General features: G+C 69.5%; 23 protein-coding genes and 2 pseudogenes. 22 read left to right on the plus strand and 3 right to left on the minus strand.

The window, feature by feature from the left end; genetic code table 11:
• Positions 1-81 precede the first annotated feature (81 nt).
• From dapA to J7656_RS12285, 6 genes and pseudogenes are all read left to right on the plus strand, one after another.
• Complete coding sequence (dapA, locus tag J7656_RS12260) at positions 82-1,080, plus strand: 4-hydroxy-tetrahydrodipicolinate synthase (protein ID WP_211553434.1); 999 nt, start codon at positions 82-84, stop codon at positions 1,078-1,080.
• Positions 1,077-1,865 carry a 4-hydroxy-tetrahydrodipicolinate reductase gene (gene dapB / locus J7656_RS12265; protein ID WP_211553436.1) on the plus strand — a complete coding sequence of 263 codons (789 nt, stop codon included), beginning with the start codon at positions 1,077-1,079 and terminating at the stop codon, positions 1,863-1,865. The genes dapA and dapB overlap by 4 nt, the downstream gene beginning before the upstream one ends.
• Positions 1,866-1,922: 57 nt before the next feature.
• Positions 1,923-2,762 (plus strand): 2,3,4,5-tetrahydropyridine-2,6-dicarboxylate N-succinyltransferase, encoded by an 840-nt coding sequence (locus J7656_RS12270; RefSeq protein ID WP_017342621.1) that lies wholly within the window; start codon positions 1,923-1,925, stop codon positions 2,760-2,762.
• Positions 2,759-4,126, plus strand: a complete 1,368-nt coding sequence (gene lysA / locus J7656_RS12275) for a diaminopimelate decarboxylase (protein ID WP_211553438.1) — start codon at positions 2,759-2,761, stop codon at positions 4,124-4,126. Before J7656_RS12270 ends, lysA begins: the two co-directional genes overlap by 4 nt.
• Positions 4,123-5,084: pseudogene (gene dapF, locus J7656_RS12280) on the plus strand (diaminopimelate epimerase). Before lysA ends, dapF begins: the two are co-directional and overlap by 4 nt.
• Positions 5,081-6,354 (plus strand): annotated as a pseudogene (locus J7656_RS12285) (M20/M25/M40 family metallo-hydrolase). The pseudogenes dapF and J7656_RS12285 overlap by 4 nt, the downstream one beginning before the upstream one ends.
• 25 nt (positions 6,355-6,379) lie before the next feature.
• Here the strand turns inward: J7656_RS12285 and J7656_RS12290 are convergent.
• Entirely contained in the window at positions 6,380-6,877 is a 498-nt protein-coding gene (locus J7656_RS12290) for a LabA-like NYN domain-containing protein (RefSeq protein WP_096393605.1), read from the minus strand.
• A 127-nt stretch (positions 6,878-7,004) separates the two neighbouring features.
• On the opposite strand from J7656_RS12290, the gene J7656_RS12295 reads away from it, so the two are divergent.
• From J7656_RS12295 to J7656_RS12310, 4 genes are all read left to right on the plus strand, one after another.
• Entirely contained in the window at positions 7,005-8,108 is a 1,104-nt protein-coding gene (locus tag J7656_RS12295; protein ID WP_211553440.1) for an AI-2E family transporter, read from the plus strand.
• Positions 8,109-8,189: 81 nt separating this feature from the next.
• On the plus strand, positions 8,190-9,395 hold the full coding sequence (locus tag J7656_RS12300) for an FtsZ/tubulin family protein (protein ID WP_211553442.1): 1,206 nt from the start codon (positions 8,190-8,192) through the stop codon (positions 9,393-9,395).
• An 82-nt stretch (positions 9,396-9,477) separates the two neighbouring features.
• On the plus strand, positions 9,478-10,212 hold the full coding sequence (locus J7656_RS12305; RefSeq protein ID WP_211553443.1) for a profilin-fold protein: 735 nt from the start codon (positions 9,478-9,480) through the stop codon (positions 10,210-10,212).
• A 97-nt stretch (positions 10,213-10,309) separates the two neighbouring features.
• A complete protein-coding gene (locus J7656_RS12310) occupies positions 10,310-11,491 on the plus strand; it encodes a 5-(carboxyamino)imidazole ribonucleotide synthase (RefSeq protein WP_017342613.1) in 1,182 nt (393 codons plus the stop codon).
• An 18-nt stretch (positions 11,492-11,509) separates the two neighbouring features.
• On the opposite strand, the gene J7656_RS12315 is transcribed toward J7656_RS12310, so the two are convergent.
• A complete protein-coding gene (locus J7656_RS12315; RefSeq protein ID WP_017342612.1) occupies positions 11,510-11,761 on the minus strand; it encodes a type II toxin-antitoxin system HicA family toxin in 252 nt (83 codons plus the stop codon).
• 1 nt (position 11,762) lies between these two features.
• Entirely contained in the window at positions 11,763-12,032 is a 270-nt protein-coding gene (locus J7656_RS12320; RefSeq protein ID WP_017342611.1) for a type II toxin-antitoxin system HicB family antitoxin, read from the minus strand.
• Between the two features lie 118 nt (positions 12,033-12,150).
• On the opposite strand from J7656_RS12320, the gene purE reads away from it, so the two are divergent.
• From purE to J7656_RS12380, 12 genes are all read left to right on the plus strand, one after another.
• Positions 12,151-12,759 carry a 5-(carboxyamino)imidazole ribonucleotide mutase gene (gene purE / locus J7656_RS12325; protein ID WP_017342610.1) on the plus strand — a complete coding sequence of 203 codons (609 nt, stop codon included), beginning with the start codon at positions 12,151-12,153 and terminating at the stop codon, positions 12,757-12,759.
• A gap of 790 nt (positions 12,760-13,549) precedes the next feature.
• A complete protein-coding gene (locus J7656_RS12330; RefSeq protein WP_004596397.1) occupies positions 13,550-13,966 on the plus strand; it encodes an NADH-quinone oxidoreductase subunit A in 417 nt (138 codons plus the stop codon).
• Positions 13,966-14,664 carry an NADH-quinone oxidoreductase subunit B gene (locus J7656_RS12335; RefSeq protein ID WP_026046177.1) on the plus strand — a complete coding sequence of 233 codons (699 nt, stop codon included), beginning with the start codon at positions 13,966-13,968 and terminating at the stop codon, positions 14,662-14,664. The genes J7656_RS12330 and J7656_RS12335 overlap by 1 nt, the downstream gene beginning before the upstream one ends.
• Positions 14,661-16,325, plus strand: coding sequence for an NADH-quinone oxidoreductase subunit D (locus J7656_RS12340; RefSeq protein ID WP_017342606.1), 1,665 nt, complete (start codon positions 14,661-14,663; stop codon positions 16,323-16,325). Before J7656_RS12335 ends, J7656_RS12340 begins: the two co-directional genes overlap by 4 nt.
• Positions 16,325-17,398: a complex I subunit 1/NuoH family protein gene (locus J7656_RS12345; protein WP_017342605.1), complete on the plus strand. Its 1,074-nt coding sequence runs from the start codon at positions 16,325-16,327 to the stop codon at positions 17,396-17,398. Before J7656_RS12340 ends, J7656_RS12345 begins: the two co-directional genes overlap by 1 nt.
• Position 17,399: 1 nt before the next feature.
• Positions 17,400-17,861, plus strand: a complete 462-nt coding sequence (locus J7656_RS12350; protein ID WP_004596401.1) for a NuoI/complex I 23 kDa subunit family protein — start codon at positions 17,400-17,402, stop codon at positions 17,859-17,861.
• Positions 17,862-17,910: 49 nt separating this feature from the next.
• The gene (locus J7656_RS12355; protein ID WP_017342604.1) at positions 17,911-18,177 is read left to right on the plus strand and encodes an NADH-quinone oxidoreductase subunit J; all 267 of its coding nucleotides are present in this window, start codon (positions 17,911-17,913) and stop codon (positions 18,175-18,177) included.
• Positions 18,174-18,533 carry a hypothetical protein gene (locus J7656_RS12360; RefSeq protein ID WP_017342603.1) on the plus strand — a complete coding sequence of 120 codons (360 nt, stop codon included), beginning with the start codon at positions 18,174-18,176 and terminating at the stop codon, positions 18,531-18,533. Before J7656_RS12355 ends, J7656_RS12360 begins: the two co-directional genes overlap by 4 nt.
• Positions 18,530-18,850 (plus strand): NADH-quinone oxidoreductase subunit NuoK, encoded by a 321-nt coding sequence (nuoK, locus tag J7656_RS12365; RefSeq protein ID WP_004596404.1) that lies wholly within the window; start codon positions 18,530-18,532, stop codon positions 18,848-18,850. Before J7656_RS12360 ends, nuoK begins: the two co-directional genes overlap by 4 nt.
• Before the next feature lies 1 nt (position 18,851).
• Complete coding sequence (gene nuoL, locus J7656_RS12370) at positions 18,852-20,900, plus strand: NADH-quinone oxidoreductase subunit L (RefSeq protein ID WP_017342602.1); 2,049 nt, start codon at positions 18,852-18,854, stop codon at positions 20,898-20,900.
• A gap of 14 nt (positions 20,901-20,914) precedes the next feature.
• On the plus strand, positions 20,915-22,429 hold the full coding sequence (locus J7656_RS12375; protein ID WP_026046176.1) for a complex I subunit 4 family protein: 1,515 nt from the start codon (positions 20,915-20,917) through the stop codon (positions 22,427-22,429).
• Entirely contained in the window at positions 22,422-23,924 is a 1,503-nt protein-coding gene (locus J7656_RS12380; protein WP_044965474.1) for an NADH-quinone oxidoreductase subunit N, read from the plus strand. The genes J7656_RS12375 and J7656_RS12380 overlap by 8 nt, the downstream gene beginning before the upstream one ends.
• The last annotated feature ends 78 nt before the right edge of the window (positions 23,925-24,002 follow it).

Below are 24,002 nucleotides of genomic sequence, written 5' to 3' on the forward strand. Positions count from 1 at the left end.
CGGGAGTGGCGACCCCGTCCCGGACGACCCCCGACCCGCGCGCACCAGTCCGTTCACCGACCCGAACCCATCGCAGCACCCATGACAGACACGACCACCACGACACCCTACGCGACGCAGGACGAGACGGATAGCGAAACGACGGACGCCCCCTTCGAGGGCGTCTACCCGGCGATGACCACGCCGTTCACCGACGACGGCGCAGTCGACCACGACCAGCTCGCCGCGAACGCCCGGTACCTCGAACACGCCGGGGTCGACGGGGTCGTCCCAGTCGGCTCCACCGGCGAGTCGGCGACGATGAGCCACGACGAGCACGTCGCCGTGATCGAGACGGTCCGGGACGCCCTCGACGACATCCCCGTCATCGCGGGCACCGGCTCGAACAACACCGCAGAGGCGCTGTCGCTGTCGCGGCGCGCGGCCGACGCCGGCGCCGACGGCCTGCTGCTCATCTCGCCGTACTACAACAAGCCGGAGCCGGAGGGGTTCCTGAACCACTACCAGACGATCGCCGACGAGGTCGACATCCCGCAGATCGTCTACAACGTGCCGAGCCGCACGGGGCAGTCGATCCCGGTCGACGTCACGGTCGAGCTCGCTGAACACCCGAACATTCGCGGGTACAAGGCGGCCTCCGGCGACCTGAACCTGATAAGCGAGGTGATCGAGCGCACCCGCGAGGAGTCGTTCGCGGTGCTGTCGGGCGACGACGGCCTCACGCTTCCCGTCCTCTCGATCGGCGGCACGGGGACAATCAGCGTGGTCGCCAACGTCGAGCCCGAGCGGACCTGCGCGATGGTCGGCGCCGCGCTCTCGGGCGACTACGACCGGGCGCGGACACTCCACCACGAGCTGTCGCCGCTCGTCCGCGAGCTGTTCGCCGAGACGAACCCCATCCCGGTGAAGGAGGCGATGCACCTCCGCGGGCGGGGCGGTCCCCACGTCCGCTCGCCGCTCTCGCGGCTCTCCGAGGACCGCCGCGACGCGCTCCGCGAGCTGCTGGCCACGTACGACGAGCGCGCGCCGGGGACGATCGACCCGACGGCCGTCGATCCCGCCGCGGAGGGGGCGGAATGAACGGAGAGCAGCTGTCAATCGCCGTCACCGGCGCGGGCGGCCGCATGGGCCGAGAGGTGATCGAGGCGGCCGCCGACCGCGAGGGCGTCGCCGTCGCGGTCGCGGTCAACCGCACCGCGACCGACCCCGTCGCTGGCGTCCCGGTCGACGACGCGGCCGACCTCCGCGACCTGCTCGCGAGCGAGGCGCCGGACGTCCTGATCGACTTCACCGGTCCCGAGTCGGCGGTCGCGTACGCCGAAGCCTGCGCCGACGCGGGCGTCCCGCTCGTCACCGGGACGACCGGGTTCGCGGACGCGCAGATCGACGACCTCCGGGCCGCGAGCGATGCCGTGCCCGTGCTCAAGGCGTCGAACTTCGCCCGGGGCGTGGCCGCGCTCCGCCGCGCGGTCCGCGAGGCCGCCGCGGCGCTCCCCGGCTACGACGTCGAACTGACCGAGACGCACCACAACGCCAAGCGCGACGCCCCCTCGGGCACCGCGAAGTCGATCCTCGAAGACGTGGAGGACGTCCGCGAGGACCTCGACGAGCGCGTCCACGGCCGCGAGGGCGACGCGCCGCGGAGCCCGGGCGAGATCGGCGTCCACGCCCGCCGCGCGGGCGACGTGACCGGCGAACACGAGGTTCTCTTGGCCGGGAACCGCGAGACGCTCGAGCTCACGCACCGTGCGGGCGACCGCGGGGTGTTCGCCGAGGGCGCGCTCGACGCCGCCGCGTGGCTCGCCGACCGCGACCCGGGCTGGTACGGGTTCGGCGACGTGCTGGACGCGGGCGGCGCCGAATGACCGTGGGACATACGCACATCGATATATAAATACCGACACTCATCCATACACTACCCAATGAGCCTCGAAGCCGACGTAACCGATCTGTGGAACCGCTATCAGGACGGACTGACCGCCGCGGACGCGAGCGACGCGGACGCAGCCGTCATCGACGAGTTCCTCGCCGCCTTAGAGGCCGGCGAGGTCCGCGCCGCCGAGAAGACCGGTGACGACGTCACCTCGTGGGAGGCCAACGAGTGGGTCAAGCGAGGGATTCTCCTCAACTTCGGCCTGCGCGAGACGGAGCCGCGCGAGTACGGCGGCGTCACCTACCACGACGTGCTTCCGCTGCGCGACACCGACGACCTCGCGGAGCGCGGTACGCGGAACACGCCGGACGGGACCGCGATCCGCCGGGGCGCCTACCTCGGCAGCGACTGTATCATGATGAGCCCCTCGTTCGTCAACATGGGCGCGTACGTGGGCGACGGCACCCTCGTCGACTCCTGTGACACGGTCGGGTCCTGCGCGCAGCTCGGCGAGAATGTCAAGCTCGGCGCCAACACGCTGATCGGCGGCGTCCTCGAACCGGTCGAGGACGCGCCCGTGATCGTCGAGGACGGCGTCTCGCTCGGCGCGGGCTGCCGTGTCACCTCCGGCTTCCGCGTCGGCGAGAACTCAATCGTCGGCGAGAACACCCTCCTAACGCCCCGAATCCCCGTCTACGACCTCGTCGAGGAGGAGGTCATCTACGGCCACCTCCCAGCCGAGCGCCGCGCGTTCACGCGGATGGTGGAGTCGTCCGTCGGCGATCACGAGCTCTTCGAGGGCGGCGCGTACAAGCCCGCCGTCGTGGCGACGCACGTCGAGGAGGACACCCTCGAAGCGACGCAGCGAGAGGACGCGCTCCGCGAATGAGCAGTCCCGAGTCGGGAGCAACGGACGCGCGAGAAAATCCCCCGGTCCGGCGCGTGAGCGACTGGGACGCCGAGCGCCTCCGCGGGCTCGCCGCCGAGTACGAGACCCCGCTGTACGTTCAGGACCTCGACCGCGTCCGTGAGAATTGCGAGCGCCTGCTCGCCGCGTTCCCCAATGCCGACGTGCGGTACGCGGTCAAGGCGCACACCGGCCGGGCCGTCCTGGAGACCGTCCGCGACGCCGGCCTCGACGCCGAGTGCGCCTCGGCGGGCGAGGTCGACCGCGCGCTCGCGGCCGGCTTCGACGGCTCGCGGCTCCACTACACCGCGGTCAACCCGCCCGCCCGCGACCTCGACTACGTCGTCGGCGTCGCCGAGGCGGAGCCCGACCTCACGGTCACCGTCGGCGCGGCCGACACCCTCGACCGCCTCGCGGAGCGCGGCTACGACGGCCGGGTCTGCGTCCGCGTGAACCCCGGCGTCGGCGCGGGCCACCACGAGAAGGTCACCACCGGCGGCGCCGCAAAGTTCGGGATCCCGTACGACCGCGCCGCGGAGGCGGCCCGAGCGGCGGCCGAGCGGTTCGACGTCGTCGGGATCCACGCCCACGCCGGCTCCGGCATCGACCCGGAGCAGCTGGACAGCCACCGCGAGTTAGTCGCGCGGATGGGCGAACTGGCCCGCGACCTCGCGGCCCCGGGCGCGGCCGACGACGACGCCCCCGCGAGCGCCGCCCCCCTCGACCTCGAATACGTCGACGTCGGCGGCGGGTTCGGCGTGCCCTACGAGGAGGACGCCTCGCCGCTGGACCTGTCGGCCGTCGCCGATGCGACCCGCGAGGCGGTCGCGCCGCTCCCCGAGGGCGTCGACCTCGCGGTCGAGCCCGGGCGCTACGTCGTCGCGGACGCGGGCGTCCTCCTGACGCGCGTGAACACCGTCAAAGATACGCCGGACGAGACGGTCGTCGGGGTCGACGCGGGGATGACGGACCTCCTCCGCCCGGCGATGTACGACGCGTACCACCCGATCCGCAACCTCGGCGGGGCGTCGGGAGAATCACCGGTCGAGGAGCGGGAGGCAACCCCTGTCACGGTCGCCGGACCTATCTGTGAGACCGGCGATACGCTGGGTAAGAACCGAGCGCTCACCGACCCGGTCCGCGGGGACCTCCTCGCGGTCGGGGTCGCGGGCGCGTACGGATACGAGATGGCGAGCCAATACAACTCACGACCGCGGCCCGCGGAGGTCGCGCTCGACGACGGAACCGCGGCGGTCGCCCGGCGCAGAGAGGCGCTCGGCGACCTGACGACGGTCGAACGGGAGGCCGACCGCGACCGAACCGACCGACCGGAGGGCGACCGATGAGCACCCACGCCGTTCCGGTCGAGAAGTACCACGGCACGGGCAACGACTTCCTCGTCGTCGACGCGGCCGCCGAGAACGTCGGCGACCGCGCGGCGTTCGCGCGTGCCCACTGCGACCGCGAGACGGGCGTCGACGGCCGCGACTTCGGTGCCGACGAGCGCGGCGCGTCCGCGGACCGACGCGGCGCCGGCGGGCGGCGCGGCGCCGACGGCGTCCTCTTCCTCAGCGTCGAGGAGCGGTTCGACCCGACGCGCGTCGTGATGACGCTGGTCCAGCCGGACGGCTCGACAGCGACGATGTGCGGCAACGGCGCCCGCGTCGTCGCACGGTGGGCCCACGACCGGACGGGCGATCACGAGTTCATGATCGACACGCAGGCCGGCACCCGGCGCGCCACCGTGACCGCGGACGGGACCGCGGCCACCATCGAGATGGGCGAGCCGACGTTCGACCCCCGGCGCGTCCCGGTCGCCCGCGACGGCGCGCTCGCTGACGAGCCGCTGGTCGACGAACCCGTGGAGGGGCTGACGGTTACCGCCGTCAACACCGGCGTCCCGCACGCGGTCGCGTTCGTCGACGGCGGGCGCGACGACCCCGACGGGATCGACGCGGTCGATCTTGAATCTGTCGCGCCGCCGGTCCGCCACGCCGACGTCTTCCCCGAGGGCGCGAACGTGAACCTCGCGGCGGTCGTCGACGCCGGCTCGGGCGACGGCCCCGCGGTCCTCGACCAGCGCACCTTCGAGCGCGGCGTCGAGGGGGAGACGCGCTCCTGCGGCACAGGCGCGGTCGCGGTCGTCGCGGCCGCCCGCCGGCTCGGACTGATCGACGGCGACGACGCGGTGAGCCGCCCCCGGGCGGCGAGCTGGAGATCGCCGTCCCCGACCGCGGGCACGCCACCCTCACCGGCCCCGTCGCCCACGAGTTCTCGGGGACGCTCCCCGCCGACCCGCGATGAGCGAGGAGCCCGGCGCCGACTCCGACTCAGACGCTCGATCCGAGTTCGATCCGGTCTCGTTCCTCGAAGACGCCGTCCGGATTCCCTCCCACGAGTCGCCCGACGGGATGCGCGAGTTCGTCGTCGACCTGTTGGACGACGAGGGCGCCGACCCCGCGGTCGTCGCTGACGGCTGCGTCCTCGCGGAGAAGCGCTCGCCGGCGCCCGAGGCGGGCCCGCACCTCGTGTTGAACACCCACCTCGACACGGTGACGCCGCACGTCCCGTTCGAGCGGGGCGCGGCGCGCGGCGGCGAACGAGGGGCGGCGCGCGACGACGCGCGGAGCGCCTCGGCGGCGACCGCTGACGGGCCGGACGAGGTGATCCGCGGGCGCGGCGCCTGCGACGCGAAGGGGCCGCTCGCGTCGCTTTTAAACGGCTTTCTCGCCGCCGACCCCGACCGCGGGCGGCTCACGCTCGCGCTCACCCCCGACGAGGAAGAACTCTCGCTCGGTGCTGCGGCGCTGACGGGGCGGCTCCCGGGGACAGACGACCGGCTCGACGGCGACCTGTACCTCGTCGGCGAGCCGACCGGCCTCGACGCGTGTACCGCCGCGAAGGGGCGATTTCAGGCGACGGTGGAGCTGTCGGGGACGGCCGCGCACGCCGCGGAGTTCGCCGGCGCGAACGCGGTCGCGGCCGCGGAGGACGCGCTCGCGGCGATCCGGACGTTCGACGACGGGGCTGATGCGCACCCGCAGCTCGGCCCGCCGAAGCTCACGCCAACGGTCATCGAGGGCGGCGCGGCGACGAACCAGGTGCCGGCGGACTGCGCGATCACCGTCGACCGGCGGAGCGTCCCCCGGAGACGGCCGAGGGGTTCCGGTCGTCGCTCGCGGACGCGGTGCGGGAGTCGCTCGCGGATGTTACCGACGAACGCAGCAGTGTCGACACCGCAGTGACGCTCACCGACCGCGAGTCGCCGTTCCTTGAGGCGTTCGCGACGGATCCGGACCACGAACTCGTCCGGACCGTGGCGGTGGCGGCGCGCGAGGCGGGCGACGCGGTCGGCCTCCCGAGCGACCGCGGCGGCGACGCCCGGCCGTTCGGCGCCGCGACGGAGGCGTCGTACTTCGCGCCGGCGCCGACGGTCGTGTTCGGGCCCGGCGACCTCGCCGACGAGGTCGGCGCCGTCGCGCACGCCGAGCGGGAGTACGTGCGGGTGCGCGAGGTCGAAGCGGCCGCCGCGGCGGTCGAGCGAACCGTTGCGTCGCTGCTCGGCGACGAGTAGCGGAGCGACGCAGACGCGCGACCGACTACAGCAGGAAGGTGTCCTCCTCCTCGGCGAGGTCGACGAAGTCGTCGGCGGCCTCGATCAGCTCATCGGCGGCGGAGTTGCCGAACCCCATCGCCTCCACGCGGACGCCCTCGTGGCGGAGGTGCGAGCAGAGCCGGGCGAAGTCCCCGTCGCCGGTACAGAGGACCACGGTGTCGACGTGGCTCGCTAAGGAGACCGCGTCGAGGCTCATCCCGAGGTCCCAGTCGGCCTTCTTCGAGCCGTCGGCGAACGTCTTGATCTCCTTGATCTTCGTCTCGAAGCCGATGTCGCGGAGCGCCTCGAAGAAGCTCTCCTCCTCCGGCGAGTCGGCGCGGATCACGTACGCGATGGCGCGGACGAGCGACCGGTCCGCGACAGCCTCGTCGAGCAGGCCGGAGTAGTCGATGTTCCGCGAGTAGACGCTCTGCGCGGAGTGGTACAGGTTCTGTGAGTCCGCGAGCACGGCGACGCGCTGGTCCGGGTGAATCTCGCTCATGCCTCCCCCTTCACCGCCCGCCGTTAGGGGCTTTGGGATCCGCGCGACCGCGATTACGGGGTTTGCCGCGGCCGCGGTAGCCGCGACGACCACCATGGTTTATGTCAAGCGCTGGCCACCGTGGCCCATGGACGAAAAGCGGTTCGTCGTCGCCCTCTTCGGCCTCGCGGTCGCGGTCGTCGCCGGCTACGTGGCCTATCGGTTCGTCGCCCCGCTCACCGTCGCGGTCTTCCTCTACTACTCGACGCGGCGGTTCTACCACCGGCTCGAACGCTTCCGGCTGCCCGCCCGGGTGCGCGCCGTCGTGTCGCTGTCGGTCATCGGTGTCCCGCTCATCGGCCTGGTGAGCTACACGCTGGTGTTGCTGATCTTGGAGGCGCGGCGGTTCATCGAGACGTACCCGGTCGCGGACACCATCGGCGCGGAGAACTCGGTGATCGGCGACCTCGCGGAGCTGTCGAACCCGACGATGGACGAGCTGCTCGCGGCGTACCGCTCCGGGCAGTTCGACCCGCTCATCGAGCTCGTCTCCGAGCAGGCGTCGCTGCTGGCGAGCACGCTATCGGGGCTCGCCCTGAACCTGCTCATCACCGTGATCGTCACGTACTACCTCCTCATCGACGGCTCCAAGCTCCACGACTGGCTGCTCCGCTTCGACGACGACGCGATCGTCCGCGAGTACCTCGAAACCGCCGACGACGAGCTGGAGGCCGTGCTGTACGGGAACCTGCTCAACGTCATCGCCATCTCGATCATCGCGGTCGTCACGTACCTGGCGTACAACGCGGTCGCCCCCGCCGCGGTCGAGATCCCGTACCCGACGCTCGCGGGCGCGCTCACCGGCGTCGCCAGCCTGATCCCCGTGATCGGGATGAAGATCGTCTACATCCCGGTCGCGGCCGCGATGTCGATCCCGGTCGCGCTCGACGGCGATCTCTCGCTGCTCGCCTACGTCGCCGGGTTCCTCGCCGTCGTGGTGGTAGTCGTCGACACCATCCCCGACATCGTCCTCCGGCCGTACTTCAGCGGCGAGACCACCCACGTCGGCCTGCTCATGCTGGCGTACATCTTCGGTCCGGTCGTGTTCGGCTTCCACGGGCTGTTCCTCGCGCCGATCATCCTCGTGGTGGCGCTGACGTTCGCGGACACCGCGCTGTTGCGCCTGCTCGGCGTCAAGCCGGACCCGGGGCCGGAGATCCCCGCCGGCCAGCGTCAGCTCGACGAGTTCTGAGCCGTCGCGGGCACACGGCGGTTCGGCAACGGCTCGCGGCGAGCCGAAGTCATATATCCCCGGTCGACGACCGCCCCACGTATGCGACTACACGTCATCGGCCTCGGCGGAGCCGGGGGGCGGATCGCCGACCGCCTCGCCGCCGACCACGGCGACGACCCGTTCCTCGCGGGCGTCCACGCCTTCGACACCGACATGGACGCGCTCGGGGCCTTAGACGCGCTCGGCGAGGAGCGCCGGTACCGGTTCGGCGACGCCGCGGGCGGGGACGGGCTCGAGGGGGACCTCCACGCCGGGCGCCGCCTCGGCGACGCGCACGCGAGCGAGCTCGGCCGGGCCATGGACGACCAGGGGCCGTCCCTCGCGGAGGCGTTCCTGATCGTCGTCGGCCTCGGCGGCGCGGCCGGCGCGGGCGCGGCGCCGGCGCTCGCCACGGAACTCTCGCGGCTCTACGACGCCCCAGTCTACGCCTTCGGGTTCCTCCCCACCCGCGACGAGACGGAGGAGCCGGACGACGACGGGCCGCGGAGCGCGTCCTCCGGAGGGGCGGGCGGCGCGGCGTCGGGCGCAGGAGCCGGCGGCGCGGCGTCCTCCAGAGACGAGCCGGCGCCGCCGGCGGCCCACCGCCCGCTGGCCGAGCGGAACGCGGCGCGAACCCTCGACGCGCTCTCGGACGAGTGCGCGGCGGTCTTCCCGTTCGACAACGCGGCGTGGCTCCGCCCGAGCGAGACGCTCGCCGGGGCCCGCGACCGGCTCAACGAGGTCGCCGTCGAGCGGATCGCGGCGCTGTTCGGCGCCGGCGAGACGCCCGAGGGGACGGCGACGCCCCAGCAGGTGCTCGACGCGAGCGATGTCGCCCGCGCGGTGGGAGACGACGGAGAGATAGCGGTGATCGGCCACGCGACGCAGGCGGTGGAGCCCCCCGATTCGGGCTCGAAGTTCGGGCTCGGGCTCTTCGGCTCCTCGGAGCCGGCCGAGGTCGACACGAGCGCGGCCGTGTCGGCGATAGAGACGGTCATCCGGAAGGCGGCCCGCGGGAAGAACACGGTCGAGGCACCCGAGGGGCGCGCCGACCGGACCTTGCTCGTGGTCGGCGGCCCGCCCGCGTGGCTCAACCGGGAGGCGATCGCCGACGGGCGGCGCTGGCTCGCGGAGGAGACCGGCTCGGACGCCATCCTGAGCGGCGACGCGCCGATCCCGGAGGGCGACGAGGTGTTCGCGGTCGTGGTCCGGTCGGGGATCGACGAGCCGGACCGGGTCCGCGAGATCCGCGAGACGATCGGGTGACCGGCGCGTCGTCGCTGCGAACCGGGGACGAATCCGCTCGTCGACCCGAACCGGTTAACCGGATGGCGCGCCCACTGAGACCGTGACGACGCAGGCAGACCTCGGGATCGACGTCGACGTGCGCGACGCCGCGGCAGTCGCGGAGCGCCGCGACGAGCTCGTCGCCGCGGTGCGCGACCACGCGGGACGGATCGCCTACCAGCTCGCGCGGCTCCAGGGCGGCGACTACGGCCGCGAGACGCTGTCGACGCCCGGCGGCGAGTGGACGGTGAAACACGAGGCGGGCGAGCTGGAGTTCCTGCTGTTCTCGCCGAACTCGGGCTCCGACACGTACGTCATCTCGACGAAGCAGCCGCCGGAGCCGGCGGCGCTCGCGACCGCACTCGACGATTACGCGGCGTTCGTGGCGGCGTGGAACGACCACGTCGACTCGCTGTCCGGCGTCCTCGACGGCGTGAGCGCCGAGTTCCCCGAGCCGGCGACCACCGAGGGCGTGGTGGCCGAACGCGACCGCGTCCTCGATCAGATTCGCGACACCTGCGCGGTTATCGCGGGGGAGATCCACCGGTACGAGGGCGACGACTACGGGACGTTCACGACGCGCGTTGAGGGGGACCGCTGGGAGCTGAAGTACGACGAGGGGGCGGTGTCGTACCTTCGGATCGGCGGGTCGAGCGGGCTCTACCTCCTCTCGCAGTACGGCGCCCCCTCCGCGGCCGACGTCCGGGAGTACGCCGACCGGTTCCGGGGCTTCGTCGCGGCGTACAACGAGTTCGTCGACGAGTTGGAGAGCGACCTCGAACGGGTCTCGGTCTGACTCGCCGGCGCGCACTCGGCAGATCGATCCGCGTTCGTGCCTATCTGTCGGCTTGTTTGGCAATACTTATTCACTGCTGTCCAGTACCGATTCGCACATGTCGATCACTCTTCCGGGGCCGACGCTCGGCGTCGTCGGCGGCGGACAGCTGGGCCGGATGCTGGGCGAGGCTGCCGCGCCGCTCGGCGTCGACCTCGTCGTGTTGGACCCGACGCCCGACTGTCCGGCGGCGCCCGTCGCGGCCGACCAGATCGTCGGCGACTTCGACGACGCGGACGCGATCGGCGAGCTCGCGGCCCGCGTCGACGCCCTGACGTTCGAGATCGAGCTCGCGGACCCGGCCGTCCTCGCGGCCGCGAGTGAGGAGCACGGCGTGCCGGTCCACCCCGACCCCGGCACGCTGGAGACGATCCAGGACAAGCTGGTCCAGAAGGAGGCGCTCGCGGACGCCGGGATCCCCGTCCCCGAGTTCGTCGCGGTCGCGACCGCCGAGGGGCTCGAACGCGTCGTCGAGGAGTTCGGCGGCGTCATGCTGAAGGCCCGCGAGGGCGGCTACGACGGCCGCGGGAACGTCCCGGTCGAGACGCCCGACGAGGCCGCGGATGCGCTCGACGCGGTCGGCGGCGCCGCGATGGCCGAGGAGTTCCTCGACTTCGAGCGCGAGGTCGCCGTGATGGGCCTGAAGGGCGCGGACGGCGAGACGCGGACCTACCCCGTCACGGAGACGATCCACCGGGAGGAGATCCTCCGCGAGAGCGTCAGTCCCGTCCGGGCGGACGACGCGGTCGTCGCGGAGGCCGAGTCGATCGCCCGCGACGTGCTAGCGGTCCTCGACGGCCGCGGCGTCTACGGGATCGAGCTGTTCGAGACGAAGGAGGGCGAGGTGTTGGTCAACGAGATCGCGCCGCGCCCGCACAACTCCGGCCACTGGACGATCGAGGGCGCGCGCACGTCGCAGTTCGAGAACCATATTCGGGCCGTCCTCGGCTGGCCGCTCGGCCCGACCGACCTCGTCGCGCCCGCGGTCACCGCGAACGTGCTCGGCGACGTGGACGAGCGAGAGTCGGCCACGCTCCGGAACGTCGAGGAGGTGTTCGCGGCGCCCGACGCCGACCTCCACTGGTACGGCAAGGACGACGTGTACCCGCTCCGGAAGATGGGGCACCTGACCGTGACGGAGCAGGGAGCGGAGGGGTCCGCTGCTGACGAAACCGACCGCGACGCCCTGCTCTCTCGGGCGCGCGACCTCCGAGACGGGCTGACGTTCCGGGACGCGTAGTCACGTCGCGGTCGGCTCTCACGAGTTTCGGTCGATCCACTCGCAGAATGCGTCGAAATCGTGCGCTCCGGCGTCGTCCGCGATGCCCCTGAGTGTTCCCTCCCGGAGTTCGTCGTGGAGCGGGACCGTGACGTGCCGTTTGTCCGTCTCGTTCGTCGGGTGTTCGTAGTAGAGCTGCGCGTGGTCGCCGGTCGTTCGCCGCCACTCGAAGCCGGCGCGGTTGACGAGTACCTTCACGACCTCTCGCCCGGAGAACGTGCGCCTCGCCACGCTATTCGAGGACGTCGGGCGGTTCCGTGTCTCCGGTCGCGTTCTCCCCGGGATCGATCCCGAGTTCCCGAAGCTCTTCGTCGGTCGGCTCGCGACCGATCTCTCCCCGGTGGAGCGCGACGGCCTCGTCGAGGTTCTCCAGCGCGTCGGAGCGGGACTCGCCCTGCGTCGTGACGCCTGTCCCCATGTCTCGGGCGATCCACCACTTCTCCTCTTTCCAGAGGCGGATCTCACTGTCGCGGTCGGCTCCGTCGTCCGTCGAGCTTGCCATTATCGTACAGTTCGGGCGATTCGGTTGATAAGGGTTGGGCAGGGGACACTGCCGCATCGAGACGAGACCGGTCGCCGCATCCGGGAGTTCCTTGTAGCCCTCCGACGAACCCTCGTTTATGACCACGGTGGACGACCTGATCGACCGGCTCGAAGCGGAAGCGGCGGCGGACGCGGACCCGGCGACCACCCCGGACGTGGGGATCATCATGGGCTCGGACTCGGACCTCCCCGTCATGGAGGACGCCTACGAAGCGCTCGACGACCTCGGCTTCGCGGAGCAGACCGACTTCGACGGGGCGCCGGACGCCCGGTTCACCTACGAGAGCTACGTCGTCTCCGCGCACCGGACGCCGGAGCTGATGTACGCGTACGGGGAGACGGCGACGGACCGCGGGCTCGACGTGATCATCGCAGGGGCGGGCGGGAAGTCCGCCGACCTGCCGAACATGACCGCGTCGATCGCGTACCCGGTGCCCGTCATCGGCGTGCCGGTTCAAGAGAAGTCGGTCGACTCCGTCATCGGCATGCCGACGGGCGCGCCGATCGTCGCCGTCGACGCCGGGAAGTCGTACAACGCGGCGCTGTCGGCGGCGCAGGTGCTCGCGCGCGAACACGACGAGATCGAGGAGCGCTTAGTCGAGTTCCACGACGAGCAGAAGGCGGGCGTCGCGGACGTCTCCGCCGATCTTCACGATCTGGGTCTCGACGGGTTCCGGGATCGGTAAGGAGTGACCCGCGTGGTGGCCGCGCCCGAATACCCGGCCGTTCGTTTATAAATAGTGCCGTACGGGGATTCGGTAGACGCTTATAAATTCTCAATCGCTCAGCGTTACGCCGGTGACGGTGATCGGTCAAGAACATCTCCAAATCCCCAGTCGCTTGTTTATAAATAGTGAACCGGAGATCAACGGCGAACACCGCCAAGGCCTCAACCGCTCGCTTATAAATGGTGAACTGGAGATCGACGGTGAACGCCGCCAAAGCCCCAGTCGCTTGTTTATAAATGGTAAACCGGAGATCAACGGCGAACACCGCCAAAGCCCCAGTCGCGAGGCCGCCGTACGCTCGCTGTGCTACTCGCTCAGTCACTCCGTTCCCTCGCTGCGGTGCTTGCGTCGCCTACGGCGGCCTCGCGACTGCCCCTTTGAGTCCCGCCCCGCACCGCACAGCAACCGCAGCCTCACGCCTCCCCAGCCTCGTCGGGCGCGTCCTGCGGGCTCCCTCCGGTCGCCCTCGCCGCGCCCGACTCCCTCGCGCGTGCGACATCGCGCCCTGCGGGCGCTCGTCGGCACGCGCCGACCGCACCGGCGCTCATTTATAAACGAACTCCGTTCCGCGCGCCCCAAAATCGGTGCGCTTCCGTCGACTCGCCCTCCGATCCGGATCGACGGCTGCCGGTCGCTTCGCCGGTGCTTCGACCGCGAACGGGCGATATCGGCCCGCACGCACGCGGACGCACAAGACTCAACGCTTATGAGGGGGCGGTCCAAACGCCAGCACGTTACGGAGACCTATATGAGCGATTGGATAGCGATTGGCGCCTTGGCGGTCGTCGGCCTGCTCATCCCGATAGCGATGATGACAGTGTCGGCGCTGCTCCGTCCGAGCGTGCCTGAGACCGGTAAAAGTACCACCTACGAGTCCGGCGAGACCCCGACGGGCGGGACGCGGATCCGGTTCAACATCCAGTACTACATGGTCGCGCTGTTGTTCGTCGTGTTCGACATCGAGACCGTGTTGCTGTTCCCGTGGGCGGTCATCTACCGTCCGGCCGTCCAGGCCGGCGTGCCGATGGCCGACCTGCTGTGGCCGATGTTGGCGTTCGTCGGAATCCTCGCGGTCGGACTCGTCTGGGCGTGGCGGTCGGGGGCGATCAGCTGGGCTCGCAGCCCCCGCGCGACCAGCAGAAAGACGACGGAGGACATCAACTAATGAGCAGCGATCAACCGTTTATCACCGACGATTCGCAAGTCGTAACCGAGACCAGAGACGCCCGGATGACCGGGCAGGGAGACCGATTCAACTCCCGGCTCCGAGAGGCGTTCGGCTCCTCGCCGTTCATCCTCACCAAGTTCGACAAGTTCCTGAACTGGTGTCGGGGCTCCTCAATGTTTATGCTGCAGTTCGGTATCGCCTGCTGCAGCATCGAGATGATGCACACCTACGCGGTGAAACACGACCTCGACCGATTCGGGTCGGGCGTCCCCCGCGCCTCGCCGCGGCAGGCCGACGTGATGATCGTCCCCGGGACGATCGTCTCGAAGTTCGCCCCACGGATGAAGCGCGTCTACGACCAGATGCCCGAGCCGAAGTTCGTCGTCGGCATGGGCTCGTGTACCATCTCCGGCGGCCCGTTCCAGGAGGGGTACAACGTGATCAAGGGCGCCGAGGAGGTCATCCCGATCGACATCCACGTCCCCGGCTGCCCGCCCCGCCCCGAGGCGCTCGTGTACGGCGTCGTGAAGCTTCAGGAGCGCGTCGCCAACGGCGAGGCCGCGCCCGTCACCGTCAAGCCGTACGAGTTAGAGGAGTTCTCGGACCTCGAACGCGACGAACTCGTCGACAAGCTGGCCGACGAGATCGACGACGACGAGCTCGTCATGCGGTACAACTTCGCTGATTCGCCATGAGCCTCGAACGACCAGACACCGTCGACGACGGCGCCGTCGAGCGGACGCCCGACGAGCTGGAGGCGCTGCTCGGCGACCTCGTCGTCGACCGCGACGACCACCTGAACGCCCCCGGCTTCGTCATCCGCCCGGACACCGTTCAGGAGACGCTTCGGACCCTGAAAGAGGAGGCCGGCTACGACCACCTCTCCGTCGTCTCCGCACAGGAGTACGAGAACCGCTACGAGTCGATCTACCACCTGAAGAAGTACGACGACCCCACTCAGGAGGTCAGTATCGTCGTCCCCGCCGATAAGGACGACCCCGTCTCGGAGTCGGCCGAACCCGTCTTCCGCACCGCCGACTGGCACGAGCGGGAGGCGTACGACCTGATCGGGATCGAATACGACGACCACCCCGACCTGCGCCGGATCCTGCTGCCGGAGACCTGGCAGGGCCACCCCCTGTCGATGGACTACGACAAGGACCGGCCGCAGATCGCGACGCTGCCGGAGCACGCGAACCCGCTGGAGGACCACCACAAGGACGCGGAGTCCGACACGATGTTCCTCAACATCGGGCCGCACCACCCGGCGACCCACGGCGTCCTCCACCTGAAGACGGTCCTCGACGGCGAGCAGGTGGCCGACGTCGAGCCCGACATCGGCTACCTCCACCGCAGCGAGGAGCAGATGGCGCAGTCCGGGACGTACCGCCACCAGATCATGCCGTACCCGGACCGCTGGGACTACATCTCGGCGGGGCTGCTCAACGAGTGGGCGTACGCCCGCGCGGCCGAGGACCTCGCGGACATCGAGGTGCCGGAGTACGCGCAGGTCATCCGCACGATGGGTGCGGAGATGTGCCGGATCGCCGCGCACATGCTCGCGCTCGCCACGTTCGCGCTCGACATCAACGGCGACTTCACGGCGACGTTCATGTACGCCATCAACGACCGCGAGCGCGTCCAGAACCTCTTGGAGGACCTGACGGGCCAGCGGCTGATGTTCAACTACTTCCGGCTCGGCGGGGTCGTCTGGGACCTGCCGGAGCCCCGGGAGGAGTTCTTCTCGAAGACTCGGGACTTCCTCGACCAGCTCCCGGAGTCCGTTGAGGAGTACCACAACCTGATCACCTCGAACGAGGTGTTCCAGATGCGGACGATCGACACCGGGGTCCTCCCGCCGGAGGTCGCGAAGAACTACGGCGCGACCGGACCCGTCGCCCGCGGCTCGGGCGTCGACTACGACCTGCGCCGCGACGACCCGTACGGCTACTACGACGAGCTCGACTGGGACGTCGTCACCGAGGACGGCGGCGACAACTTCAGCCGCCTCCTCGTCCGGATGCGCGAGGTCGAGGAGTCCGCGAAGATCATCGAGCAGTGCGTCGACCTGCTCGAAGACTGGCCCGAAGACGAGCGGAACATTCAGGCGAACGTGCCGCGCACGCTGCGCCCGGACGACGACACGGAGATCTACCGCGCCGTCGAGGGCGCCAAGGGCGAGCTCGGCATCTACATCCGCGCGGACGGGACGGACAAGCCGGCCCGGTTCAAGATCCGGTCGCCGTGCTTCTCGAACCTCCAGACGCTGCCGGAGATGGCGAACGGGGAGTACATCCCCGACGTCATCGCCGCGCTCGGTAGCCTCGACGTGGTTCTCGGGGAGGTGGACCGCTGATGGGCACGGCGCCCGCGCAGCTGTTCCCCGAGTTCATCGTCGACACGCTCGGGCTCGACAGCGTCATCGGCGAGGTCGCGGCCTCGCTCGTCGCCGCCTTCGTCGTCGGCAACATCATCCTCGCGTTCACGGGCGTCGCGGGCCCGTGGGCGAAACGGAAGATTACGGCCGCGTTCACCGACCGGATCGCGGTCGACCGGATCGGCCCCTACGGACTCCTCATCATCCCGGCGGCCGCGGTCCAGCTCCTCGCGAAGGAGCTCATCATCCCCGAAGGCGTCGACCGTCCCTCGTGGGACATCGCGCCGATCCTCCTGCCGGCGTCGGCGCTTTTAGGCTTCTCCGTCATCCCGATGGGGCAGCTCGGCCCGATCAACCTCCAGCTCGCGGACCCCGAGGTCGGGTTCGCGCTGGTGTTCGCGTTCGCGTCGATCGCGTCCGTCTCGCTGGTGATGGCCGGCTACGCGTCGAACAACAAGTACTCGCTGCTCGGCGGGCTCCGCGCGGTCGCGCAGAACCTCGCGTACGAGATCCCGCTCATCGTCACGGCGATGTCGGTCGTGATCTTCGCCGGGACGCTCCAGATGAGCGGTATCGTCGGCGCGCAGACGGAGACGCTGGTGGCGATCGCCGGGGTCTCGATTCCGTCGTGGTACGCGTTCGTGAACCCGTTCGCATTCGTGCTGTTCCTCACGGCGAACATGGCGGAGATCGGGCGGAACCCGTTCGACATCCCGGAGGCGCCGACGGAGATCGTCGCGGGGTACCAGACGGAGTACTCCTCGGCGTACTTCGTCCTCTTCTACCTCGGGGAGTTCGTCCACATCTTCCTCGGCGGGGCGATCCTCGCCGTGACGTTCCTCGGTGGTGCGTCCGGTCCGGGCCCGGAGAGCATCGGCTTCATCTGGTTCGTGGTGAAGATCTGGGGCTTCTTCCTGTTCACGCAGTGGGCCCGCGCGGCGCTGCCGCGCGTCCGTATCGACCAGCTGATCGAGATCGGCTGGAAGGGAATGCTGGTGCTGTCGTTCGCGAACCTGGTGCTCACGGCCGTAATCGTGGGGGTGATCGCCTGATATGATCGGACTCATGAAATCCATGGCGACGACGATGAAACACGCGCTGGACGGGTCGACGTTCACGGTGGAATACCCGGAGGACGCGCCCGAGGTGAGCCCGCGGTTCCGCGGGGTCCACAAGTTCAGCCAGGAGCGGTGCATCTGGTGCCGCCAGTGCGAGAACGTCTGTCCAAACGACACGATCCAGATCGTTCAGGACGACCAGCGCAACGGGGAGCAGTACAACCTCCACATCGGGCAGTGCATCTACTGCCGGCTCTGCGAGGAGGTCTGCCCCGTCGACGCCATCCTGCTGACGCAGAACTTCGAGTTCACCGCCGACACGAAGGACGACTTCGTGTTCAACAAAGAACAGCTCAAGAACGTCCCGTGGTACAAGGGAATCGACCCGCTGGAGTCCCGCAACCCCGATCGCGGCGCGTGGATCGGGGAGGGCGACGGCGAGGTCGACTACCAGTAGCGGGCACGTCTCGAAATCTTCAAAGGGGTTCTCATAGGAGACAAACACAATGGTTTATGCTACCATCGCGTTCGGGCTGTTCGCCGCGGTCACGCTGGCGTTCGCCCTCGGGGTCGTCCTGGCGCGCGACGTGTTCCACGCCGCGCTGCTTCTGGGCGGAGCCCTCACGAGCGTCGCGGTGCACTACGTGATGCTGCGGGCGGAGTTCATCGCCGCCATGCAGATCCTCGTCTACGTGGGCGGGGTTCTCATCTTAGTCACGTTCGCCGTGATGCTCACGCGATCGGATTCCGAAACGGAGGTGAGTAGCGCGTGAGCAACGACGAGAGCCGCGGCTCCCGGATCGCACCCGCGATCGCCGTGGGCGGGCTGTTCGCGGTGTTGGCCGCGACGGTCAACGGGGCGACGTTCGGCTTCGAGTCGGTCGGCTTCCCGGCGGACGCTTCGATCGTCCACAACATCGGGTACGCCCTCTTCAACCTCGCCGAGTACGAGCTCGGCGCGGTGCCGTCCGAGGGGTTCCTCGCGGCCTTCCTGATCGCCGCGGTCGCGCTCGACGTCGCGGTCGACGGCGCCGTCTACCTGGCGAAGCGCGAGGAGGACGACACGGTCGTCTCCGCGCTCGGGCAGGCGTTCACCGATGGCGGACGCGACGGAGGTGACCGCCGGTGACCGCCGTCGCCGCCTCGATCCCGCCGTCGTGGTACCTGCTGCTGGCGTCGGCCGTGTTCTGTATCGGACTGTTCGGCGTCTTGACGCGGCGGAGCGCGCTCTACTTCCTCATGAGCGTCGAGCTCATGATGAACGCGGCCAACATCAACTTCGTCGCGTTCGCGCTGTACTACGGCGACCTCACGGGGCAGGTGTTCGCGCTGTTCGTCATCGCGCTCGCCGCCGCGGAGGTCGCCATCGGCATCGGCATCATACTCGTGTTATACCGCAACTTCGGCACGACAGACGTGACTGTTCCCGCGGAGATGAGGTGGTAAGATGGTGAACGCATTCGCATACGTTCCGGCGATCGTACTCTTACCGTTCTTCTCGTTCCTGGTCGCGCTCGGCGCGGGTAGGTACCTCCCGAAGGGGGGCGCCTTCGGCGGCATCGCGGCGACCGCGGGCTCGTTCCTGCTGTCGATCTGGGTCGCCGCGACCGTCGCGGGCGGGCAAGCGTACAACGAGACGCTGTACTACTGGGCGAGCGAGGGCGGCGCCGGGATCGGCCCGACGGACATCGAACTCACGTTCGGCGTCCTGATCGATCCCCTCTCGGCGCTCATGCTCGTCATCGTGACGCTCGTGGCACTGTTGGTCCACGTGTTCTCGCTCGGCTACATGAACGACGAGGGCGAGACCGGCCTGCCGCGCTACTACGCAGGGCTCGGCCTCTTCACGGCGTCGATGCTCGGCTTCGTCGTCGCCGACAACCTGCTGATGGCGTTCATGTTCTTCGAGCTGGTGGGACTCTGCTCGTACCTGCTCATCGGCTTCCACTTCCGGGAGCCCGGTCCGCCGTCGGCCGCGAAGAAGGCGTTCCTCGTCACCCGCTTCGGGGACTACTTCTTCCTCGTCGGCGTCGTCGCAGTATTCGCCACCTTCGGCACGGCGCAGTTCGCCGGTCCGGAGTCGTTCCCGGCGCTCGCCGACGCGGCGCTCAACGGCTCCGGCTCGGTCGCGTGGACGCCCGGCGGCCTCGACCTCGGGACGTGGCTGACGGTCGTCGGCCTGCTCGTCTTGGGCGGCGTCGTCGGCAAGTCCGCGCAGTTCCCGCTTCACACGTGGCTCCCCGACGCGATGGAGGGCCCGACGCCCGTCTCCGCGCTCATCCACGCCGCGACGATGGTCGCGGCCGGCGTCTACCTCGTCGCGCGGATGTACGGCTTCTACGTGCTGACGCCGACGACGATGGCGGTCATCGCCTTTATCGGCGGCTTCACGGCCCTGTTCGCGGCGACGATGGGCGTGGTGAAAGACGAGCTGAAGCAGGTGCTCGCGTACTCCACCATCTCGCAGTACGGCTACATGATGCTCGCGCTCGGCGCGGGCGGGTACGTGGCCGCGGTCTTCCACCTCACCACCCACGCGTTCTTCAAGGCGCTGCTGTTCCTCGGCGCCGGCTCGGTCATCATCGCGATGCACCACAACGAGGACATGTGGGACATGGGCGGGCTCAAATCGCGGATGCCCGTCACCTACTACACTTTCTTGGCCGGCTCGCTCGCGCTCGCGGGCATCTTCCCGTTCGCCGGCTTCTGGTCGAAAGACGAGATCCTCTACGAGGCGCTCGTCCACGGCCTCAACGACCCGCTGCTGCTCGGCGGCTACCTGATGGGACTGCTTGCGGTGCCGGTCACCGCGTTCTACACCTTCCGGATGGTGTTCCTGACGTTCCACGGCGAGCCCCGCAGCGACACCGCCCGCGACCCCGAGTCCGTCCGCTGGAACGTGAAGGGCCCGCTGACGGTCCTCGGCTCGCTCGCGGTCGTCACCGGTCTCATCAACATGGTTCCGGTCCAGAAGGTGCTCGGACTGGAGGGGATCGACCTGCTCCACCGCTGGCTCGACAACGAGTGGGGCGGCATCGAGGGGCTCTCCTCGCACCACTACGCCGACATCGGCCCGTACAGCAGCGCGTACCTCGTCGGCGGTGAGGTCGGCACCGTCCTCGTCGGCGCGGCCGTCTCGCTCGGCCTCGCGCTGCTCGGACTCGGACTCGCCTGGCGGCTCTACAACGTGCCGTCGCCGACGGAACACACCGCCAAACTCGGCGGGATCAAAGACGTGCTGTACAACAACTACTACCTCGACGAACTGCAGGTCTGGCTCGCGTATCGGACGGAAGACGTCGCGGGCGGCGCGAACACCTTCGACCAAGGGATCATCGACGGCGTCGTGAACGGCGTCTCGTCGGTGAGCCTGACCGGCGGCGGCCGGATCCGGAAGCTCCAGTCGGGGGTCGTCTCGCAGTACGCAGCGCTGCTCACCTTCGGACTGGTCGCGCTGCTTCTTGTGCTCGGCGCGACCGGGGGGTGGTTCCTGTGATACTCGAAGCGCTCATGGCGGCCGCGTTCGTCGGCGCCTTGACGGTGTTCCTCGCGCCCGACGAGTGGGCCGGCCGGCTGGCGTTCGCGATCAGCCTGGTCCCGTTCGTCGGCAGCCTCTACCTGTGGTCCGGCTTCGAGGCCGGCGGCAACGCGCTGCTCGGCGGCGAGATCGCGTACGCGACGCAGATCGAGTGGCTCGAAGTCGGCGGTCGCAGCGTCTCGTGGTTCGTCGGGCTCGACGGGATCAGCCTCCCGCTGTTCGTGCTCACGACGTTCCTCGTGCCGCTGGCGATCCTCAGCGCGTGGACGCCCGTCGACACGCGACAGAGCCAGTTCTACGGCCTGATGCTGTTCATGGAGGCGAACCTGCTCGGCGTGTTCGCCGCGCTCGACTTCTTCCTCTGGTTCGTCTTCTGGGAGGCCGTGCTGGTCCCGATGTACTTCCTCATCGGGATCTGGGGCGGTCCGCGCCGCAAGTACGCCGCGATCAAGTTCTTCGTCTACACGAACGCGGCGTCGCTGCTGATGTTCATCGGCTTCATGAGCCTCGTGTTCGCGCTCGGCGACTCGGTGTCCTCGTTCGCCTTACCGGAAATCGCACAGGCGATCGCCGCGGGCGACCTCGGCACGTGGTTCGGCATCCCGCCGGACCGGATCGCGATGGTCGCGTTCCTCGCGATGTTCCTCGGGTTCGCGGTGAAGGTCCCGATCGTGCCGTTCCACACGTGGCTCCCGGACGCCCACGTTCAGGCGCCGACGCCCGCGTCGGTGCTCCTGGCCGGCGTCCTCCTGAAGATGGGGACGTACGCGCTGCTCCGGTTCAACTTCACGATGCTCCCGGAGCAGGCGTCGATGCTCGCGATCCCGATCGCGGCCATCGCCGTGGTTAGCGTCATCTACGGCGCAATGTTAGCGCTCGCGCAGAAGGACCTCAAGCGGATCGTCGCCTACTCCTCCGTCTCCTCGATGGGGTACGTCATCCTCGGGCTGGTCGTCTTCACCGAGTACGGGGTCGGCGGCGCGACGTTCCAGATGGTCGCGCACGGCCTCATCTCGGGGCTGATGTTCATGGCGGTCGGCGTCATCTACAACGCCACCCACACTCGGATGGTCGGCGACATGGCCGGGATGGCCGACCGGATGCCGGTCACCGTCGGCATCCTCGTCGCCGGCGCCTTCGGCTACATGGGACTGCCGCTGATGGCCGGCTTCGCCGGCGAGTTCTTCATCTTCGTCGGCTCGCTGTCCGCGCCGGCGCTCCCGTACGCGCCGGTGTTCACGGCGCTGGCGATGTTCGGTATCGTCATCGTCGCCGGCTACCTGCTGTCGGCGATGCAGAGCACGCTGTTCGGCCCGTTCGAACTCGAGACCGATTACGAGGTCGGCCCCGCGGCGTTCCACGACGTCGCCCCGCTCGCGGTGCTGCTGGTGGCGATCATCGTGCTGGGCGTCGCGCCCGACATCTTCTTCGAGATGATCCGTGACGCTGCCGTTCCCGTGGTCGAGGGGGTGACGATCGATGGTTAACGGACTGCCCGCCGTGACGGCGCTGCTGCCGGCGCTGATCCTGGCGTTCACCGGCCTCGCGCTACTGTTGGTCGACACGGTCCGTCCGGACGCGCGGTCGAACACGTCGATGGCGGTCGTCGGGGCGTTCGGCTCGCTCGCCGCGCTGGCGGCCACCGTCTGGCTCACCGCGAGCGGCGGCGTGAGCCCGGACGGCGGCGCGGTGCTGCTGTTCGCCGACGCGATCAAGGTGGACACATTGGCGTTATTCTTCACCGCCATCTTCGCGTCGGTGACCGCGCTGGTCCTCGTCGCCGCGCACGACTACTTCCACGACCACGCCAACCCGGCGGCGTTCTACTCGCTCGTGACGTTCGCCGCGACCGGGATGGCGCTGCTCGCGGTCGCGAACTCGCTCGCGGTCGTGTTCGTCGCCCTCGAGATGGTGTCGCTGCCGTCGTACGTGCTCGTCGCGTACCTCAAGCAGGACCGCGGGAGCGTCGAGGCGGGGATGAAGTACTTCCTCGTCGGCGCGCTCTCGTCGGCGATCTTCCTGTTCGGCATCTCGCTCGTGTACGCCGCGACGGGGTCGCTCATCCTCGCCGACATCGCGTCGGCCTCGATCGAGGGGCTCGCCGGCGTCCTCGGCGTCGGCGTCGTGATGATGATCGGCGGCGTCGCGTTCAAGACGGCCTCCGTCCCGTTCCACTTCTGGGCGCCGGAGGCGTACGAGGGCGCGCCCGCGCCGGTGAGCGCGTTCCTCTCGTCGGCCTCCAAGGCCGCCGGGTTCGTCGTCGCGTTCCGCGTGTTCACCGAGGCGTTCCCGCTGGAGATGGCGGTGTCCGCGAACGTCGACTGGATGCTCGCGTTCGCCGTCCTCGCGGCCGTCACGATGACGCTCGGTAACTTCGCGGCCGCGGTCCAGGAGGAGGTCAAGCGCATGCTCGCGTACTCCTCCATCGGGCACGCCGGGTACGCGCTCATCGGCGTCGCCGCGCTCACGGTCGACGGGCCCGCCAACGGCACCGTCATGGGCGCCGCGATGGCCCACCTGCTCGTCTACGGGTTCATGAACACCGGCGCCTTCCTCTTCGTCGCGATGGCGGAGCGGTGGGGGGTCGGTCGCACCTTCGAGGACTACGCCGGGCTCGCGCGCCGCGCGCCCGTCGCCTCGACGGCGATGGCCGTGTTCATGTTCTCGCTGGCGGGGCTCCCGCCGTTCGCCGGGTTCTTCTCGAAGTACTTCCTGTTCCAGGCGGCCATCGACAACGGCTTCCTGTGGCTCGCGGGGCTCGGCGCGATAAACAGCGTGGTCTCGCTGTACTACTACAGCCGGGTCGTGAAGGCGCTGTGGCTCGACGACCCCGAGTCGTCGAGCGCGCTCGACGCGATCGACGTGCGGCCGACGGCGCTGTACGCCGCGGTCATCTTCGCGGCGGTCGCGACGGTGCTGCTCTTACCCGGTTTCGGCCCCGTCATCGAGACGGCCGAGGCGGCGGCGTCCGCGCTGTTCTGATCGGTCGCGGGATTTCGGTTTCCTTCCTTTCGACGTACTCGACGCCCGCAGCGACCGCTCCGCGCTCGCCGGGTTCCG

Source organism: Halorubrum ruber, assembly GCF_018228765.1.
Taxonomy (GTDB): Archaea; Halobacteriota; Halobacteria; order Halobacteriales; family Haloferacaceae; genus Halorubrum; species Halorubrum ruber.